Annotated in this window: 13 protein-coding genes and 2 pseudogenes; 7 read left to right on the forward strand and 8 right to left on the reverse strand. The window is 55.8% G+C overall.

Features of this window, described 5'->3' with window-relative positions; all coding sequences use genetic code 11:
* Window positions 1-58 precede the first annotated feature (58 nt).
* The 3 genes and pseudogenes from DW082_RS00670 to cobO all read left to right on the forward strand — a co-directional run bounded on the left by DW082_RS00670 (window position 59) and on the right by cobO (window position 3860).
* Window positions 59-2065 carry a TonB-dependent receptor gene (locus tag DW082_RS00670; RefSeq protein ID WP_118456965.1) on the forward strand — a complete coding sequence of 669 codons (2007 nt, stop codon included), beginning with the start codon at window positions 59-61 and terminating at the stop codon, window positions 2063-2065.
* Window positions 2066-2085: 20 nt separating this feature from the next.
* Window positions 2086-3230: pseudogene (locus tag DW082_RS00675) on the forward strand (YncE family protein).
* A 111-nt stretch (window positions 3231-3341) separates the two neighbouring features.
* Window positions 3342-3860 carry a cob(I)yrinic acid a,c-diamide adenosyltransferase gene (gene cobO, locus DW082_RS00680; protein WP_101572219.1) on the forward strand — a complete coding sequence of 173 codons (519 nt, stop codon included), beginning with the start codon at window positions 3342-3344 and terminating at the stop codon, window positions 3858-3860.
* Between the two features lie 77 nt (window positions 3861-3937).
* On the opposite strand, the pseudogene DW082_RS00685 reads toward cobO, so the two are convergent.
* Window positions 3938-5766: pseudogene (locus DW082_RS00685) on the reverse strand (ABC transporter ATP-binding protein).
* A 222-nt stretch (window positions 5767-5988) separates the two neighbouring features.
* Between DW082_RS00685 and trpS the strand changes: the two are divergent.
* The 3 genes from trpS to DW082_RS00700 all read left to right on the forward strand — a co-directional run bounded on the left by trpS (window position 5989) and on the right by DW082_RS00700 (window position 10991).
* The gene (gene trpS, locus DW082_RS00690) at window positions 5989-6978 is read left to right on the forward strand and encodes a tryptophan--tRNA ligase (protein WP_118456897.1); all 990 of its coding nucleotides are present in this window, start codon (window positions 5989-5991) and stop codon (window positions 6976-6978) included.
* Window positions 6979-7007: 29 nt separating this feature from the next.
* Window positions 7008-8795, forward strand: a complete 1788-nt coding sequence (locus DW082_RS00695) for a chloride channel protein (RefSeq protein ID WP_101572215.1) — start codon at window positions 7008-7010, stop codon at window positions 8793-8795.
* 252 nt (window positions 8796-9047) lie between these two features.
* A complete protein-coding gene (locus DW082_RS00700; protein ID WP_118456899.1) occupies window positions 9048-10991 on the forward strand; it encodes a fibronectin type III domain-containing protein in 1944 nt (647 codons plus the stop codon).
* Between the two features lie 68 nt (window positions 10992-11059).
* Here DW082_RS00700 and DW082_RS00705 read toward each other — a convergent pair whose 3' ends face one another.
* The 5 genes from DW082_RS00705 to DW082_RS00725 all read right to left on the reverse strand — a co-directional run bounded on the left by DW082_RS00705 (window position 11060) and on the right by DW082_RS00725 (window position 16445).
* The gene (locus tag DW082_RS00705; protein WP_101572418.1) at window positions 11060-12301 is read right to left on the reverse strand and encodes an MFS transporter; all 1242 of its coding nucleotides are present in this window, start codon (window positions 12299-12301) and stop codon (window positions 11060-11062) included.
* Window positions 12302-12330: 29 nt separating this feature from the next.
* On the reverse strand, window positions 12331-13584 hold the full coding sequence (locus tag DW082_RS00710) for a DcaP family trimeric outer membrane transporter (protein ID WP_118456967.1): 1254 nt from the start codon (window positions 13582-13584) through the stop codon (window positions 12331-12333).
* Between the two features lie 179 nt (window positions 13585-13763).
* Window positions 13764-14507, reverse strand: a complete 744-nt coding sequence (gene trmB / locus DW082_RS00715; RefSeq protein WP_055205755.1) for a tRNA (guanosine(46)-N7)-methyltransferase TrmB — start codon at window positions 14505-14507, stop codon at window positions 13764-13766.
* Between the two features lie 53 nt (window positions 14508-14560).
* The gene (locus tag DW082_RS00720; RefSeq protein WP_145996528.1) at window positions 14561-15013 is read right to left on the reverse strand and encodes a hypothetical protein; all 453 of its coding nucleotides are present in this window, start codon (window positions 15011-15013) and stop codon (window positions 14561-14563) included.
* Window positions 14997-16445, reverse strand: a complete 1449-nt coding sequence (locus tag DW082_RS00725; RefSeq protein ID WP_118456901.1) for a regulatory iron-sulfur-containing complex subunit RicT — start codon at window positions 16443-16445, stop codon at window positions 14997-14999. The genes DW082_RS00720 and DW082_RS00725 overlap by 17 nt, the downstream gene beginning before the upstream one ends.
* A gap of 250 nt (window positions 16446-16695) precedes the next feature.
* On the opposite strand from DW082_RS00725, the gene DW082_RS00735 reads away from it, so the two are divergent.
* Window positions 16696-16968: a GNAT family N-acetyltransferase gene (locus tag DW082_RS00735; protein ID WP_118456905.1), complete on the forward strand. Its 273-nt coding sequence runs from the start codon at window positions 16696-16698 to the stop codon at window positions 16966-16968.
* Here DW082_RS00735 and DW082_RS00740 read toward each other — a convergent pair.
* Window positions 16961-17776: an alpha/beta hydrolase family protein gene (locus DW082_RS00740; protein ID WP_310648285.1), complete on the reverse strand. Its 816-nt coding sequence runs from the start codon at window positions 17774-17776 to the stop codon at window positions 16961-16963. The two genes, DW082_RS00735 and DW082_RS00740, sit on opposite strands and share 8 nt — an antisense overlap.
* A 220-nt stretch (window positions 17777-17996) precedes the next feature.
* Entirely contained in the window at window positions 17997-19205 is a 1209-nt protein-coding gene (locus DW082_RS00745) for a hypothetical protein (RefSeq protein WP_070103354.1), read from the reverse strand.
* Window position 19206 lies beyond the last annotated feature (1 nt).

Genomic DNA, 19206 nt, shown 5'->3' on the forward strand with positions numbered 1-19206 from the left:
TTTTTAACGATCAACGAGCGGCATGGAACGTATTCCTCCCATTTATCTCTTCCTGTTTATGTGTTGCCTGACACCGGCGGCGCTTTATTCGCAGAACGGCTCCGACAGCCTGACACGCAAAGCGTATCCGGACAGCCTACGCCATTACAGCATCGACGAGGTGACCGTATACGGACAGAACCAACCGTCCCGGATTATCCCCGCCCAGGAACTCTCCGGCAAAGAACTGCAGCGACTCAACGCCCTGTCGGTCGCCGATGCGGTACGCTATTTTTCCGGGGTGCAGATCAAGGATTACGGCGGAATCGGAGGACTCAAAACCATCAATATCCGTAGCATGGGCACCCAGCACGTCGGCGTTTTCTTCGACGGCATCCAACTCGGCAACGCACAGAACGGGCAGATCGACCTGGGACGCTTTTCGCTGGACAACATGGAATCCATTTCGCTGTACAACGGGCAGAAAAGCGCGGTATTCCAGCCGGCTAAAGATTTCGCATCGGCCGGTTCGATTTACATGCAGACGCGAACGCCCCGTTTCGACCGAGACGGAAAAAACAACCATTTCGGCGTGTCGATGAAAACCGGCTCTTTCGGCACGGCCAACCCGTCGATCCTGTGGGAACACCGGTTCAACGACCGGCTCAGCAGTTCGTTCAACGTCGAATACCTGTACACCACGGGCCGCTACAAGTTCAGCTACACGAAAAAAAACGGATACGACACGACTGAAGTGCGCCGCAACGGCGACGTGCGCGCCCTACGGGCCGAAGGCGGCCTTTTCGGCCTGGTACGCAACGGCGAATGGAAAGCGAAAGTCTACTTTTACAACTCGGAACGGGGCTACCCGGGCGCTTCGGTGCGACAGGAACCCGGACGGTTCCGGCACGAAGACCGGCAGTGGGACGACAACTTTTTCGTACAGGGTTCTTTCCGGAAAACCTTCAGTCCGTTTTACAGTCTGTTGCTGAACGGCAAGTACGCCTACGATTACCTGCACTACCTGTCCGATCCGCGCCTCGACGAGAGCACGATGTATGTCAACAACCACTACTACCAGCAGGAGACGTATTTATCGGCAGCCAACGAATTTACGTTTTTCAAATGGTGGAAAGCCAACCTCGCCGCCGATTTCCAATGGAACACGCTGGACGCCGACTTGGTCGATTTCGTCTATCCGCAGCGCTATTCAGTACTGACGGCCGCGGCGACCTCGTTCGAATTTCCCCGGGTCAAAGTGCAGGCAAGCCTGCTGCACACTTATGTCCACGACCGGACGGAAGCCGTCGGGGGAAGCGCCGGCGACAAAAGCGAATTCACGCCCACCTTCGTAGTCTGGTACAAACCGTGGAGTCGGCCGGAGCTGAGTTTCCGCGCATTCTACAAACGGATTTTCCGGATGCCTACGCTGAACGACCTGTACTACACGTTCATCGGCAACAAATACCTGAACCCGGAATACACCACCCAATACAACCTCGGCGTCACCTATGCGAAAAATTTCGACGGCATCCTGCGGCGGATCGACTTCCAGGCGGACGCCTACTACAACGAAGTGGACGACAAGATCGTCGCCATGCCCACCAGCAACCAGTTCCAGTGGACGATGATCAACCTCGGTCGCGTGGAAATACGAGGGATCGAAACGACCGTGCAGACCAACTGGCTGTTCGGTCCGGTAACCTTCAACGCCCGGCTGAACTACACTTACCAGAAAGCCCAGGACGTCACCGACCGGACGAGCGAATGGTACGGCGGCCAAATCCCCTATATCCCGTGGCACAGCGGTTCCGCCGTACTGAATCTCGGCTACCGGGGATGGGATCTGAATTACAGCTTCCTTTACACCGGAGAACGCTACGAATCCGTCGCGAACATCCCCGAAAACTACGCGCGGCCGTGGTATACGCACGACATGGCGCTCTCGAAATACATCCCGTTCAAAAAAACGGCGCTGCGCATCACCGCCGAAGTGAACAACATCTTCAACCAGCAATACGAAGTCGTACAATGTTACCCGATGCCGGGCACGAATTTTAAAATCAAAATAAACTTTACGTTATGAAAAAACATTTGACAAAATCCCTGCTGCTTTTGCTGCTCAGCGCAGCCGTCTGCAGCCTCAACTCCTGCCGGAAAGAAGAAACGGGCACCCCTTCGTCCGGTTCGGGCGGCGGAGAGGGAGAGACCGCCGGTACGGTGAAAGGATTCTTCCTGCTGAACGAAGGCAATCAAGGCAGCAACAAGGCCTCGCTCGACTATTTCGACTACGAAACGGGCGTCTACACAAAAAACATCTACCCCGAGCGAACCCGGGCGTAGTCAAGGAATTGGGCGACCTGGGCAACGACCTGCAGGTTTACGGCGAAAAACTGTATGCCGTGATCGGCGGTTCGGGACTGGTCGAAGTAATGGATGTCAACACGGCCAAGCACGTGGGGCAGATCTCCGTTCCGAGCGGCCGCCGACTCGCATTCAAAGATCAGTACGTCTACATCAGCTCCTACGCAGGCCCGCTTAATTTCGATCCGAACGCCCGGAAGGGTTATGTGGCCCGGATCGACACGGCGCAACTCGGGAAAGTCGATACCTGCGTGGTCGGCTATCAGCCCGAAGACATCGTCGTCTCCGGCAACAAACTTTACGTTGCCAACTCCGGCGGATACCGGGCTCCGGTCTACGACAGCACGGTTTCGGTGATCGACCTGAGCACATTCAAGGAGATTTACAAAATCAACGTAGCGATCAACATACAGAAGATGAGGCTCGACCGTTCGGGCAACCTCTGGGTGTCGACCCCGGGGAACTACTACGACATCCCGTCGCGGACTTTCGTGATCGACACGAAAACGGACAAAGTGACCGACACGCTCGAAGTGCCGAACGCCAACATGGCCCTGCGCGGCGACTCGCTGCTACTGTACAGCGCCACCTGGGACATGACCACCGGAAAAAGCGCCTATTCGTTCACTTTCATAGACACCCGGACGAAAAAAGACGCCGGGCAGAATTTCATCAAGGACGGAACGGATAAAAATTATACCGCAGCCTATGAAATCGCGGTCAACCCGGACAACGGAGACTTTTTCGTCACCGATGCGAAAGACTATATAACGCCCGGAAAGATCTATTGCTACGGTTCCGACGGACGCACCAAATGGTCGGCCACCACGGGCGACATTCCGGGGCACATCGCATTCACGCATAAAAAGCTGCAACCGCTGAAATAACGGCTCCCGCCGCAAAACGACAAGCTCCGGAACCTCCGTTCCGGGGCTTTTTTCCGTACCGTCCGCCGCTTTCCCCGCAATAAACCGTATTTTTGTAAAAACACGACGATCATGGGCAACAAAGGATACATCCATGTGTACACCGGGGACGGGAAAGGAAAAACGACGGCCGCTTTCGGGCTCGCGGTACGGGCGCTCTGCGCCGGAAAAAGCGTCTACGTCGGACAGTTCGTCAAAAGCATGGCCTATCACGAAACGAAAATAGCGGAAATGTTCGACAAACTCCGGATCGAGCAACTGGGTCGCGGCTGTTTTATTCGCGAGGAGCCGGAACAGACCGATATCCGGATGGCCCGCGAAGGACTGGACAAATGCGCCGCGCTGATGGCCGGCGGCGACTACGACGTAGTGATACTCGACGAACTGACCATCGCCCTGCACTACGGATTGCTGACCGTCCGGGAAGTGCTCGAAGCGTTGGACCGCCGCCATCCGTCCGCCGAGATCGTCATCACGGGCCGTTACGCCCCGCAGGAACTGATCGACCGGGCCGACCTGGTAACCGAAATGCGCGAAATAAAACACTATTACCGGCAGGGCGTACGCTCGCGCGACGGGATCGACAAATAGCGACTCCGCACGCACGGAAAAACGATTTTCAAATTGAAAACAACGCGGCAACCCGTAAGCGAAGCCGCGCGGGAATTTTACTCCTCGACCTGCTGCATCTCGATCAGCCGGGCATAGATGCCGTGCCGTTCCATCAGTTGTTGGTGAGTCCCCTGTTCGGCGATCCGGCCCTTTTCGATCACGATGATCCGGTCGGCGTTGTGGATCGTGCTCAGACGGTGGGCGATCACCAGCGAAGTGCGCCCTTTCAGTAAGGCGTTCAAAGCTCCTGCACCAGTTTTTCGGACTCGGTATCCAATGCCGAGGTCGCTTCGTCGAGAATCAGTATTTCCGGATTTTTCAACACGGCCCGCGCGATGCTCAACCGCTGGCGCTGGCCGCCGGAAAGCTTCATGCCCCGGTCGCCGATGTTGGTCTGATAGCCGTGCTCGGTCTCCATGATGAAATTATGCGCATTGGCCACGACGGCCGCCTGGCGGATCTCTTCGTCGGTGGCGTCCTGCTTGCCGAGCCGCAGGTTGTTGGCGATCGTATCGTTGAACAGGATGGTCTCCTGCGACACGACGCCCATATACTCCCGCAAACTTTCGATGTCGTACTGACGAATATCCACCCCGTCGATCAGGATCGCGCCGCCCTGTATGTCGTAAAAGCGCGGGATCAGATCCGAAAGCGTCGATTTGCCTCCGCCGGACGGACCGACCAGCGCAACGGTCTCCCCTTTCCGTATTTTGAAGTTAACGCCGCAAATTACCTCCTTATTATCGTAGGAAAAACGCACGTCGCGGAACTCGATTTCGTCGTGCAGTCCGGTCATCCGGACTGCATCGGGCGCATTGGTGATCTTGCTTTTCTCATCGAGCAGCGCCAGCACGCGCTCCCCGGCCGCAATCCCCTGGTTGATGTTGGCGAACGAATCGGTAAACGAACGCAACGGCCGGGTGATCTGCGTAAAGATCGACAGGTAGGCGACGAACGCGCTCGCCTCCAGATCGCCCGACAACACCAGGCTGCCGCCGTAGACCATCAACACCGCCGCCGCGGAAATCCCGAGAAACTCGCTCGTCGGCGACGCCAATTGCTGCCGCCGCGCCATGCTCAGCGAGATCCGCGAGAAAAGACCGTTGATATCGTGAAACTTATTGCGGATATAGTCGGTCGCATTGTACCCTTTGAGGATTTTGATCCCGGTCAGCGATTCGTCCATCAGGCTGACCATATCGGCAAAACGTTCCTGCGCAGCCGTAGCCGACTTGCGCAGCCGCTTGACGATCGAACCGATCACCAGCGCCACGACCGGCAGGAAAATCACCGAAAAAATCGTCAGCTTCCACGAAATCATCACCAACGCGATCAGGAAACCGACGATCATGAACGGATCGCGGAACGCAACCAGCAGCGTATTGGTGATGCAGAACTGCACGACCTGCACATCGGACGAAATTTTCGAAATGATGTCCCCCTTGCGCTCGTTGTTGAAATAACCGACATGCAACCCCATCACGTTATCGTACACCCGGTTGCGGAGCCGCTGCAACGAACGCACGCGCATGGTCTCCATCACGCGCTGTCCGAGATAACGGAACAGGTTGCTCAGAAACGACATCAGGATGATGAATACGCTGAGGAAAATCAGCACGTCCATTTTCGAATAATCGGTTCCGAAGACACGGTATATCAAAAAGTTGACGAGGCTCCTGAAATAATCCGTATTCAACGCGAACGACGGCAGCGCGGTCACCGGCTCGAGCAGTTGGTCCTCAACGAACAACGTGTTGAGCAACGGCATGATCAGCATGAAGGTGAACGTATAGAATATCGTGTAAAAAAGCGTGTAGAAAAAATAAGGGATCGCGTACTTTTCGATGGGTTTCGCAAAGCCGAGCAGCCGCCAATAGGTATTCATTCGCTGGATTTCATTAGATTACTTCGGACAAAAGTAATCCATTTTCCGATATATCCTTTATCTATTTTGCCGGAAAGCTGCCTGTTTTAGGGTAAAATTCGTAAATTTGTCTGCTGAAATCTCCGGGATTCACCGATTCCCGGCATGTCGAATCCGGACAACACATTCGCATTCAACCGAATCTGTTGTCGATAAACGGCGCGTTGCGCCAAACGTTTAATTATGGAAACTGTTGTCAGTGGAATACGGTCTACCGGAAACTTGCACCTCGGAAACTATTTCGGGGCGCTCAGGAACTTTGTCAAAATGCAGCACACGGAACGGTGCTTTTTCTTCATCGCCGACTACCATTCGCTGACGACGCATCCGGATCCCAACATGCTGCACGTCAACGTCAAGAACGTGCTGTCGGAATACCTTGCCGCAGGGCTCGATCCGGAGGCTGCCACGATCTACGTGCAGAGCGACGTTCCCGAAGTAGCCGAACTGTCGCTGCTGCTGAGTATGCACGCCTATGTCGGCGAGCTGGAACGCACCGCTTCGTTCAAAGACAAGATCCGCAAGCACGCCGACAACGTCAACATCGGTCTGCTGAGTTACCCGGTATTGATGGCCGCCGACATCCTGCAGCATCGCGCCACCCGCGTACCGGTAGGCAAGGATCAGGAGCAACACCTCGAACTGACACGCCGGTTTGCACGCCGGTTCAACCAGCTTTACCAGGTCGAATTTTTCCCGGAATGCCAGCCTTACACGTTCGGCGGCAACCTGGTAAAAATCCCCGGACTGGACGGAAACGGCAAAATGGGCAAATCGGAGGGCAACGGTATTTTCCTATCCGACACGGACGAGGCGATTCGTAAAAAAGTAATGAAAGCCGTGACCGATTCGGGCCCGACCGCGCCGGACAGTCCGATGCCGGAGGTGATCGCCAACCTGTTCACGCTGCTGAAAGCCGTTTCGACCGAAGATACGGTACGGCATTTCACCAACCTGTGGAACCGCTGCGAGATCCGCTACGGCGACCTGAAAAAACAGCTCGCCGAAGACATGATCAAGGTCGTGGCCCCGATCCGCACCCGCATCCAAGACATTATCGGCGACGACGCCTACTTGAGCCGGGTCGTCAAACAGGGCGCCGAAAAGGCCCGCGAAAGTTCGAGCCGGACGCTGTCGGACGTTCGCCGGATCATGGGTATCAAACCGTTCTAAACCGCAATCCCTTAAACTCTGCGACGGCCATGCCTAAGCTGAGAAACAAAATAGCGCTGCTGTACCGCTACCTGATCATCGCTACCAAGCGGCTGACCGATAAACAGTTGATGATTCTGCTCGCGATCGTGGTCGGTCTGGCGGCGGGGTTTGCTACGTTCGTATTCGAACGGGCGCTGATGTTTTTCCGCTTCGTGCTGACCAGCTGGTTCGACATCGACACGGCCAGCGTTTTCTACCTGTTCTATCCGGTCATCGGAATCATCATCGCCACACTGTTCGTCAAGTACGTCGTGCGCGACAACATCAGCGAAGGAGTGACCCGCGTACTGTACGCGATGAGCAAAAAAGGGTCGCGCATCAAGCCGCACAACTGCTATTCGTCGATCGTCGCGAGTTCGGCGACGATCGGTTTCGGCGGTTCGGTCGGCCCGGAGGCGCCGATCGTACTGACCGGAGCGGCCGTCGGATCGAATATCGCCCGCTTCATGCGACTCAATTACAAGAACATCACGCTGCTGCTGAGTTGCGGCGCGGCGGCGGCCCTGTCGGCCGTATTCAAGGCGCCGATCACCGGAGTCGTCTTCGTGTTGGAGATACTGATGCTCGACATCACCGTCGCATCGATCATCCCGCTGCTGATTTCGGCCGTGACCGCCACGACGCTGATGTTTTTCCTGAACGGTTTCGATCCGGTTTTCAACCTCAATATCCTGCACTCGTTCGAACTGGAACACCTGCCGTACTACATCGTCCTGGGCCTGATATGCGGGCTGATGTCGTACTATTTCACACAGATCAACTCGAAAATCGGGCAATTGTTCGCCCGGATCAAAAGCATGTACCGCCGTTGGATCGCGGGCGGCCTGATCATCGGCGTCCTGATCTTCCTGTTTCCGCCGCTTTACGGCGAAGGGTACGAATCGCTGGCCGATCTGATGCACGGAAACGTCGATGCGCTGTTCAACAACTCGATGTTTTTCCAATACCGGGGCATCGGCTGGGTCGTCATGCTGTACCTGATCGCCACGCTGTTTTTCAAGGTGGTCGCGATGTCGGCCACCAACGGAGCCGGAGGGGTCGGCGGCTCGTTCGCCCCGTCGCTGTTCGTAGGCGCTTTCACCGGCGCGACGATGGTCTATGGGCTGAACTATTTTTTCGGACTCGAACTACCGATCATTCCGTTTACGCTGGTGGGCATGGCAGGAGTCATGTCGGGCGTAATGAACGCCCCGTTGACGTCGATCTTCTTGATCGCCGAACTGACCAACGGCTACGCGTTGTTCGTCCCGCTGATGCTGGTCGCCGCGCTCTCTTTCGCGCTGGACTACTACCTCGAACCCTATTCGATCTACACGAAAAAGCTGTCGCAAAGCGGCGAACTGCTGACCCACAACAAAGACCGTTCGGTACTGGTATTCCTCGATCTGCCCGCCTTGATGGAGACCGATTTCTACAAAATCTCGATGAACACGACGCTCGGCGACGTCGTGAACCTTATCTCTACCGTCCACCGGAACATTTTCCCGGTGGTCAGCAAAGACGGCACCCTGCTGGGCATCGTTCAACTGGACGACCTGCGGGCCGATATGTTCTCTCCGGAAAAATACGGGACGACGATCGACCGCTACATGATCGCGCCGCCCGACCTGATCTACCAGAACGAGCAGATCGGCAGCGTACTGGACGCTTTCGAAGATTCCAAAGCCTGGATGTTGCCGGTCGTTACGACCGATAAGAAATACCTCGGATTCATTTCCAAATCGCGCATTCTGGCCGCGTACCGCGAACAACTCCGCGCAATCAGCGAAGAATAACCCATCGGAAAACAAACAAAACCGATCCGTCCGCCTTACGGAAACGCCACGCGAACCGGCCCCGATCTAAATTAATCTCATTTTTTTACATTCTCTTGTTCGTTTTATTTTTTTTATTTAATTTGGTCCGAAAGAAAATTTTCATTAATTATGTCTATTATCAATAACTATTTTATAGTTCGTAAACAGCACGGAACGAACACATCGAAATAAAACCAATATCCTATTTTGTTTAACTAAAACACACTGATTATGAAAAATTACCTAAAACTGAGTGCATGGTTGTTTTTGATTCCGGCACTGATGTTTTCATCGTGCAAGGACGACGACAAATCGGACGGCGACCCGTTGCTGGCTCCGAGAAACCTTGTCGGACTGGCCGGCGACGGGCAGGTCATCCTGAACTGGGACGCTCCTTTGAGCGGCGAGGTGAAAGAGTACTCCGTAACCTGGACTCCGGGCAACGGCAGCGCTACGGTAAGCGGCATGGCATACACGGCGACCGGACTGACCAACGACACCGAATACACTTTTTCGGTGAAAGCCGTCTACGCGTCAGGATCGTCCGACGCCCTTACGGTCAAGAAAACGCCGAAAACCGAAGCGATCAACTACACAGCCTGCACGGACGTAGCAGCCCAGGCGGGCTATAAGGCGATCACGCTGACATGGGCCGTTCCGGAAATCGTTCCGAAAGCCGAATTGTCGGGTTATACGATTACCGTTGCGCCGGGTGAAATGGAACCGATCAAAGTTGCCGACCCACAAGCCGTTTCAGCGGTTATCGACGAATTGGCCAACGGCACCGAATACACCGTAACGATCATCGCAGACTACAAAGACGGCGGCATGTCGGCAGGCGTATCGGTCAAAGCGACTCCTACCGAACTGATCTCAAAAGTCGAATCGGACAATGTCTCCAAAATAAGCTTCGACAAAGAAAATGCAGCCATCGAACTGTATTATACCAGACCGGTGGATGTAAAGGCCATTCCGGTAACCTTCACGCTGATCGAAGGCGCAACGATAGATAACGAGAGCGGCGCCGTAAGCAAAACGCTGAATCTGAAGGATCCCGCCACGGTCGACGTCGTTATGAACGATTTCACGGTTCCGTATCAGGTAACCGCCGTAGTCGATACGCTCGTAAAATCGCTCCAGGCATCCTACGACGGCACGACGGTCAACGGAAAAGTCGATCAAGCGACCCGAAAGATCCTGATCGACTTCGGAACGACCCAGATCGACAAATCGGCCATCGAAGTAACGATCGACATCTCCGAAAACGCAACGTTGGTAAATCCGTCGGCATCGCCGGCCACGATGAATCTGTCGAGCGAAAACACCGCGATCAAACTGTCGGATAAATACGGAAACGAGGTATCCTACGGCGTAACCTGCCTGGGCGCGGATCTTCCCGTTGTGGAAGGATTCAACCCGAAGGACATTACCGGAAAAGACATTCCGGCCGATTGGGTACGTCTCAACCGGTTTAACGGCAAAGATATTCCCGCTACGATCGCAGTCTATGAAATCCCCGAGACCAATTCTTACGTGGTCATGTGGAAAAAAGGGTCCGATTTCACGACCTACCACCTGGGAAAAGACGCCGTTCCCTTTGCGGATTACAAAGCGGATTATGCGGATGAAAACACCATCCTGGTGTCGGGAACGCCCAACCTCCAGAACGCATTCCACGCCTCTCAGGTCGTTGTAAAAGGCCCTCAGGGCCCGATGTTCGCCAAACAGACTAACGGCAACTGGGCACACTATACCGGCGACTGGGACGGCGACACGTTCTTTAACTTCGACACGAAAGAGAATCCCTGGCCTGTAGTCGAAGGATTCACCGGTAACGGATTCTACCTGAATCCGGGAGCGCCGAACGGATACACGTCGGTTGCGCCGCACACCACCACAAAGAAAACGCAATGTTTCTTCGCATATCACGGGGAACCCTCCGATGCCAACCTGGCCGGATTCTTCGTTTCCGGCACTGCCTCTTTCACCCAAGACGAAGTCTGCGAAAAACTGATCAGCATCGGGCTTACCAGAGGATTCCCGATCAACTCGATCGACCAGACTACGGATAACATGAACGTAGGTCTCACCATCAATGGAGGAGATGCCGTCAACATCACCGTATCGGGAGGTCTCGATCCGGTATATGCCGTAGGAATCAGCGAAACGAAATAATCTTTCTATCCATTTTCAAAAAAGAGGAAGCGCAAGGCTTCCTCTTTTTTTAGATCCCATATTTCGCTTCATTCGCTGAAATCGGGAGCTCCGAAAACGTAACTTTCCCGGTACCGGTAGCCGACGACCGCCATCAACAGCACGATCGCAGCGTTCAGCACGAACGGGAAATCGGCCGAACCGGACTTCCCGAACAGCCCGGTCAGCAGATCGACGATAAAAGGGCACAGCAGGATCGCCAGGTAATTGACCGACATCACCAGCGCCAGCGCCAGCGTCGTATTTTTCGAATCGGCCGTCCGGACGCTCTTGTCGTAAACCAGCGGCTGGATAACCCCGTAGCCGATCCCCGCGACGAAACATCCCAACCCGATCGTCCACTCGTATTTGAACAGGTAGATTAGCAGCAGCCCGGCGCAAATCAGCAGCAGCGGCAGGAAAACGGTCGCATTCTTCAATTTGCGGATAATCCAGGTGATAAACAGACCGGGCAGCATGATCGCCAGGAAAAAAAGCGAAATCATCACGCCGGAAGCCGAACTGCTCAGCGTATAGTGCTGCATCAGGAAAGGCAGGTTGAACGTGACCACGAGTACGACGTAAGTAGCCAAAAAATAGAGCAGCATCAATCCTACGAGCCGCGGCACGTCGATCCCGGGCAACCATTTTACAGCCCCGATAGCCGCATCCGTCGGAGAAGCGGGAACCGCAGGTATCGTCGCGGCCTCCCCCCGATCCGGCTTGTATTTCCGCAACGAAAGCGTCATCAGCAGCGCGACTCCGGGCAACAGGTAGACCAGAAACGGGTAATGCCAGTCGACCGTCGCCAGCCAGCCGGTCAGCGACGTGGCGAGCACCAGCGTAACGTTGCTGATCGACGAACTGATCCCAAGCTGACGGGTACGGTAGGCTCCGGTGAAATGGTCTGCGATCAGTCCGGTCGACAGCGGGATCACCATCCCGGCTCCCACCCCGAGCACGCAGTTGATAAAAATCAACAGCACGATGTTCTTTGCGAACAGGCTGAAAAAACCGCTGATGCAGAACAACGCGAGTCCCGTGTAAAGAATCAGCAGCTTGTTCCTGCTCACCGACAGCTTACCGGCCAGCAGGACGAACGGAATGATCAGCAACGACGGTAGCGAGGTAAGCATCTGGATTTCGAGATCGGTCGCGTGTTTGAAAATTTTATCCAGATCGCCCAGAATCGGCGATATGGCCAATCCCGGCAGGGAAACCACCGCCGAAACCGACCAGATTGCCACCAGTACATTCAGGGGAATCGTACCCCGTCCCGTTTGTATTTTCAGCATAACCTTCGTCGCTAATTAAATAAGATTTAGAAATTATACTGCACGATCGCCTGAACGCGGTTGGCGTGCCCCTGCTCCTTGTCCATGTTCCGGCGCGTTCCGTAAAGGTAAGCGGCTCCCAATTGACAACTTTCGGTCAGGTTATAGAACAGATTCACCGACAAGTAATTGGCTATCTGATAAGTATTCGCGTCGCGGTAGTCGTTCCGGCTGAAAACCTTCACGCCGCTGTAAGCCGCGGTGGCCAACCATTTCGAAGAGAACATGTACTGGGCCCCGGCGATCCAGCTCATCATCGGCAGCGCCTGCAGGCTGTTCGCCCGTTTGGGATTGACCACCAGGTCGAGTCCCGTGCCGGCTATATCCTGAATATAGGCCGCGATCCCTTCGCCGTAGAGGAACTGCATGTAGGTCGTCAGTCGTTTGCCGGCCTGGATCGAGCCGCTCAACTGGGTTCCCCATCCGAAAACCGATTTGGTGGCGTCCGACTGGTCGTCGTAATAGAACATATCGCGGAAAATGGCCGATGCGCGCAAGTGGCTCCGCCCTTTGTTCCAGCTATACTGGAAATAGAGCGGGAAATCGGGCATCCGCTGCGGGATCGAACTCATATCGCTCGCCAGCGACGCGCTGAGATTCGGCATTTCGGCGGCGACCGCCATCGACCAGTGATCGTTGAACTTCCGGGTATAACGGATCATCGTGTTATACACCATCGGATAGCCGTTCGGCCCTTCGAAGTCTACCGTCGAAGGCGATGCCCCGAGGTCGCAGAACGTCGTGAAACGGCGTCCGATCGAGAATCCGGCCAGTTCGATATAAGCCATATTCAGACTGAACCCCAGGTTATTCGATTCCCGGAAATCGGCCTGAATGTAACCGACGATCGGCCCGAGCTTGCCGGCATGGGCGATCGCCTTGAAATACAGGGTAGAAGTCGACGGATCGAGCTGGAACTGCTGACGTTGTTTCGGCGAATTCGGCACGGGAATGGCCGACGTTACGAAATCGAGATCGTTGGCGATCCCGTCGAAATCGTACGAAAGACGCGTGTTCACGTTACCGCCGATACCGAAGATCATCTTCTGGTCTTTACCCGAAATGATGAACTTGGGCAGACCGGTCTGGCGAAACCCCTTTTCGATCGTCGAATAGTACAGATCGATCACCTGGGTCGCCGACATCGTGTCCACTTCGGTCCCCCGGCGGTTGATAAAAAGCACATCGGGTTTCGCATTGTTCTTCAGCACCTGGGCCTGCAGCCCTCCGAAAAGAAACATGCGATGATCGCTGCTGCAAAAAGTATACAATGTTTCATAATTATGGAATTTAAATTGGTTTCGGGCATACGCGTCCTCGGACGGTCTCCGTAAACTCAATTATTGTGCCGATCCCCGCCCCGCAAATACGAAACAGGGCGTCCCGACAGGAACGCCCCGGATGATAAATTATTAAAGAATTACCGCTGTACGGCAACTCCGGCCGACAGCAACGCTTCGTCGGGAGCAAAAGGAATCGTCTCGAACTCCCGGCGGTCTCCGAACCCGAAACGCAGGTAGGTGATCGGCAGCCCTTCCTGCAAAAAACGCTGTTCGTAAGTGGTTTTGATCGACAGCACCTCGTCGGCGAATCCCGTCCCGTAAATATCGTCGCAGCAGGCGGCGACCGGAAGTCCGTTGCCCCGGGCCAGATTTTTCGTATATTCGTGCAGGTGAACCGAATCGGTCTTCAGATTGATCATGCCGCCCTCGCGCAGAAAGCGGGCGTACATAGCCAGAAATTGCGGGGCAGTCAACCGTTTTTTGATCCGGTTTTTGTTCAGTTGCGGATCGGGAAACGTGATCCAGATCTCATCGACTTCGCCGGGAGCGAAACACGAATCGATGAATTCGATCCGCGTACGCAGGAAAGCCACGTTCTTCATTCCGTTCTCCGTCGCGGTCTTGGCCCCGCGCCACAAGCGGGCGCCTTTGACGTCCACCCCGATAAAATTCCGTTCCGGGAAACGTTCGCCCAACGCCACGGTATATTCGCCGCGCCCGCACCCCAATTCCAAAACGATCGGTCGGTCGTTCCCGAAAAAATCGCGGTTCCACTTCCCTTTCAACGCATAATCTTTCCGGAAAACCTCCTCGAACCCAGGCTGAACGACACAACGGAACGTGGCATTCTCCGCAAAACGTCTGATCTTATCTTTTCCCATTCGATCCTCTTCGACTGATCCGGAAACCGATCCGGTATTCCGGGAATCTCTACTCAATAAATATCCATTCCGACGGCAGCAACGCCCTCCACCTCTTCGCCGGGCATCAACGGCTCGAACTGAAACAGGTAACTGCCCGGCCGCGACAGGCACACCCCGCTGCGGTAAGCCTGGCTGACGTCCCGGTAAAGCCCCAACCCCGGATGCCCGTCCGGCACGTGCACCACTACCGTATCGCGCCAGCGATACCCGGCAGGCGTTACGGTGGTCACGGCCAATACCAACCGGTCGTAACTGAAATTACTGCCGTACCGCACGACGACATCCATCGTCCGCAGCGACGCGGTATCGGTATTCTCGAAACTGACGGCGACCCGCTCCGACCGGTTCCATCCGTACTGATCGGTTTCCGCCACCGAAGCCTGCTGCGGCGCGAGGCATGACACCATAGTCGCCAGGCAAACCAGTCCCGGCAACCTCCGGACGATTTTACTCGCCGGCGCCACCTTTTTCCTGTTTTCCGCCGCCGGACTGCTGTCCGTCGCGGTTCTGTCCTCCGTTCGGATTGCGACGGCGATTACGGCCGTTGTTGCGACGCGGCGCATCCTCGCGGGCCGCCGGAGCGCCCCCGGCCGCATCGGCCGGAACGCGCTGTTTGCGGGCAGGTTGCTGACCTGGCGCCGGTTTATCGGAACGCCGGTTTTCCGGTTTCCCCGAAGCCGGCTTCTGCTCCCTCGCCCCTTTCGGCGATCCGGAACGGGCATCGCCGCTCTGACTCGCTCCGGCCGGCGCTTTCCGCTTTTTACGGTTTTTGCGCCGTCCTTGCTGCTTATCGAAACGGGTCAGGCTCTCTTCGCCCACCACGTTGGCAAACGTCGGTTCGATATCGACCGATACGGGCGAAGCGTCGCTCAACCGTTCCGGCTTGTTTCCTTTCTGGTTCATCCGGATCACCTCGCGCACCCGTTCGACCGGCAGCGCAACCAGATTCGCCTGCGATCCCGGATCCGTCGCAAACCACATCGTGCGCTCCAGAATATCGCTTTTCACCAGGAAGTAATCGCCTTCGATCGTCTGCAACGGCTGGTTGACGCGCGGGAAATCCTTGCGGGCGTCCAGGTACGTATCCAGTTCGTACACCAGACAGCACTTCAGCTTGCCGCACTGTCCGGCCAGTTTCTGCGGGTTCAGCGAAATCTCCTGATGCCGCGCCGAGTTGGTCGTCACCGATACGAAATTCGAGATCCACGACGCGCAACACAGCTCCCGGCCGCAGGACCCCAGCCCGCCGATGCGCCCGGCCTCCTGCCGCGCCCCGATCTGCTTCATCTCGACCCGGATGCGGAACTGCTCGGCGAAAACCTTGATCAACTCGCGGAAATCGACCCGTTCGTCGGCAATGTAATAGAAAATAGCCTTGATCTTATCGCCCTGGTATTCGACGTCGCCGATCTTCATATTCAGGTTCAGGCTGGCCGCGATCTGGCGCGAACGGATCATCGTTTCGTGCTCGAGACCGATCGCCTCCTGCCACTTTTCGATGTCGTAAGGTTTCGCCTTGCGGTAAATTTTCTTGAATTCGCCGTTCTGCGGATTGAACCCCACGCGCTTCATCTGCCGGGCCACCATGTCGCCGGTCAGCGACACGATCCCGATGTCGTGTCCGGGCGAGGCCTCGACGGCCACGATGTCGCCGCGTTTGAGCGGCAGGCCGTTGACATTCCGGTAATAACTCTTCCGCGTATTCTTAAAGCGCACCTCGAAAATATCGTCCGGGAAAACTTCCGGCATGCCCTCGAGCCAGTCGTAGGCATGCAACTTAAAACAGCCCGAACAGGGCGACGCCGAAACCTCTCCGCCGCACCGGCAGAACTCGCAGCCCCGTCCGATGTCGAGCGTCGGTTTCGCATCTTTATTTTTACACTCTTTGCAATCCATCCGAATATATGTTGTTAGGCGCCGGATCATTTCCGGCCGGGAACGTCTTTCGTAAAAAGACCGGCCGGAGCACCGAAAGCGCCGGTAATTTGCACCTTCTGCCCGTAATAGCACAAAAGTAATAAATTTTTCCGGATTGCCGTTTTCCCGGCGATCCGGAAAACGGAGAACCGTTTGCGAAAACCCGATTTTCGCTTATCTTTGGGAAAGCGGCACACCGTTTGCCGCGACGACTTTAAAAACTGCGCTTATGGAGATCATTCACGACACACAGCGCCGCCGGTTCGAAATCGACGGCGAAGGACACCGGGCCTACCTCGAGTACGTCCCGGTCGAAGGAGGGATCGACATCGTCCACACGATCGTATCGCCGATGCTCGGAGGCCGCGGCTACGGCTCCCGGTTGGTACGCAGCGCGCTCGACTACGCCCGCGACAACGGGCTGAAAGTAATCCCGTCCTGCTCGTTCGTCGGAGTCTATCTGGAAAGACACCCGGAGTACAAGGCACTGCTGTTTAAATAGGCTCTCCCGACCGGTTCTGTTGCGTATCGAAAAAACGCCGAAAAAAAAACAGATGGTACTCGACCGCGCTGCGCCAGTAATCGTGCGTATGTTGTCCGGGCCGCACGATGTAGTCGTGGGAAATATGATAATACAGCATCTGCTCGTGGAGCTGCCGGTTGACCTCGAAAAAATAGTCTTCCGTCCCGCAGTCGATCACGATAGCCAGTTGTCCCGGCTGCAAGCCGTAATCGACCGGCCGGGCTTTCGTCGAGGCCACCTCCCGGTTCGCATCGGTAAACGGCACCACGCGGTACAGTTGACTGAGTACGGTATGTTCGTCCCACACCGCCCGGTTTTCGGCATACGGACCGAGTTGCTCGCTGATTTTCCAATTGTTCGGGAAAGGCCGGATATCGACTCCACCGCTCATCGACCCGCACGCGCCGAAAACGTCCGGATGCCGGAAAGCGAGCCATAGAGCGCCATGCCCGCCCATACTGTACCCCGTAATCGCCCGCCCGCGGCGGTCGGGCAACGTCCGGTAATGCGCATCCACATAAGCCACCAGTTCCGTCCCGACATAAGTCTCGTAACGGCTGCGGGGATTGACCGGACTGTCCCAATACCAGCTCGACTCGCCGTCCGGACACACGACAATCACCCCGAAAGCGGAAGCCGTCTGCGGCAGTTCGGGCTTCGTTTTACGCAACCAGCTGTCGTACCGATTATTATACCCGTGCAATAGATACACCACCGGGTAACGGCCGACGGCGTTCCGACCGTACCCGGCCGGCAGGATCACGACGTTTTTGATCTTCTTGTCCATCGAGGACTGTAAACCTCCACCGTATCGACCGTCTGCGCCCGCACGGACGCCGCGGCCAACAATACCGCCGCAAACAGGACGGCGCATTTTCGCATACTTTTCATACCGATCATTCCGATTTTGTCGGCAAAAATAAGAATTTACCCTCGAACGGCATCGGATCGAAACGAAAAACCCGCTTCTGATGAAGCGGGTTTTTCGAAAACGGAACGCACAAACGTTACCACATATAGATCGCCACATCGCCCGGATCGACGTTCATCGCCGGAGTATAATCTCCGGCCGATACGATCGAACCGTCTTTCAGAATACGTTTTACGGACGGATCGGCCGAGAAGATCAGCCTCATCGGCTGCTGATAATCGCGGTTGACGATCACCAGGAACGTGCGACCGTCGTTTTCCAGCAGCGAAATCACGGCTCCCAACCCTTCCGTTTCGAGAACGTCGACCGGTTCGGGCAACTTGGTCAGCCGCTGCGTACCGCGCGGAATCGTTTTGCCGGTATGGCGCACCCATTTGACCTTCGCCCCGGCGAAAACGCCCGACAGCGCCTTGATCTCCCCGTTCACCTGCCGCACCAGATCATAGGCGACCGTCCGCCTGCCGTCCAGGCCGATCGGTCCGAACTCGTAGTCGAAACCCTCCGAATTCACGGGCGTCCAGTAAGTGAAATACTGCAGGCCTTGTGCGCCGTAAGCCAAGTCGCTGAACATCTGCAGCCGCAGCGTGGCGAGGGTCGGATGCGGGTATTTCCAATGCTTGGTAGCCATGGCGAACGCCCAGAAATCCTTGCCGGCCTTTTTCGATTCGTCCGAAAACTCCTCGAGGTTCTCGTACCATTCCGGCTTCATGCCGTCGTACGTGATCGGATAGTGGTCGAACGACAGGAACTGCATCGGCACCTCCCGGTCGAATCGCGACACGTACTCGCGGTAACTTTGAACGCCCAGCGCGTCGAGATGCTCCTTGCCGCCGTTCGGGAACAGGTTCAAGTAACAAAAATGCTTGTCATCGACCGCCTGCACTTTCCGGGCCCATTCGCCCAATGCGGGGAAATCGCTGCTGAGCGGTTCGTCGCGCAGGAAATATCCGGCCAACGCCGGATGTTTCATAAAGCGTTTCACGGTAGCCTCCGTATCGTTGCGTAATTCGGGACAGGCGGCGATTATCTTAACCCCTACTTTTTGGGCCGCATCGAGCGCCTTCACGACCTCGTCCGCATTGGAATACCCCCTGAAATTGAGGGTAAATCCGGCGTCCTTGAGCTCCTGGAACCGTTCCACCGTAGCTTCGTCGGCCGGAATGCCGTACCAGGCCAAGATCGGAATCTCCTTCTGCGGCAGTTTCGGCTGGGCGCCGAGGATTCCGGCCCCCAGCAGCGTCGCGGCACAACACAGCAACAGCGTATTTATCCGTACTCTTTTCATC

The organism is Alistipes sp. AF48-12, assembly GCF_003477565.1.
Classification (GTDB): Bacteria; Bacteroidota; Bacteroidia; order Bacteroidales; family Rikenellaceae; genus Alistipes_A; species Alistipes_A hominis.

Excerpts from the sequence above, each read along its gene's own strand:
- DW082_RS00670 (WP_118456965.1), top strand. The coding sequence starts at position 59 with ATGTGTTGCCTGACACCGGCGGCGCTTTATTCGCAGAACGGCTCCGAC.
- DW082_RS00700 (WP_118456899.1), top strand. The coding sequence starts at position 9,048 with ATGAAAAATTACCTAAAACTGAGTGCATGGTTGTTTTTGATTCCGGCA.
- cobO (WP_101572219.1), top strand. The coding sequence starts at position 3,342 with ATGGGCAACAAAGGATACATCCATGTGTACACCGGGGACGGGAAAGGA.
- DW082_RS00710 (WP_118456967.1), bottom strand. The coding sequence starts at position 13,584 with ATGTTTCTTTTCGGAGGGCTGCAGGCCCAGGTGCTGAAGAACAATGCG.
- DW082_RS00740 (WP_310648285.1), bottom strand. The coding sequence starts at position 17,776 with ATGGACAAGAAGATCAAAAACGTCGTGATCCTGCCGGCCGGGTACGGT.
- DW082_RS00745 (WP_070103354.1), bottom strand. The coding sequence starts at position 19,205 with ATGAAAAGAGTACGGATAAATACGCTGTTGCTGTGTTGTGCCGCGACG.
- DW082_RS00725 (WP_118456901.1), bottom strand. The coding sequence starts at position 16,445 with ATGGATTGCAAAGAGTGTAAAAATAAAGATGCGAAACCGACGCTCGAC.
- DW082_RS00695 (WP_101572215.1), top strand. The coding sequence starts at position 7,008 with ATGCCTAAGCTGAGAAACAAAATAGCGCTGCTGTACCGCTACCTGATC.
- trpS (WP_118456897.1), top strand. The coding sequence starts at position 5,989 with ATGGAAACTGTTGTCAGTGGAATACGGTCTACCGGAAACTTGCACCTC.
- trmB (WP_055205755.1), bottom strand. The coding sequence starts at position 14,507 with ATGGGAAAAGATAAGATCAGACGTTTTGCGGAGAATGCCACGTTCCGT.
- DW082_RS00735 (WP_118456905.1), top strand. The coding sequence starts at position 16,696 with ATGGAGATCATTCACGACACACAGCGCCGCCGGTTCGAAATCGACGGC.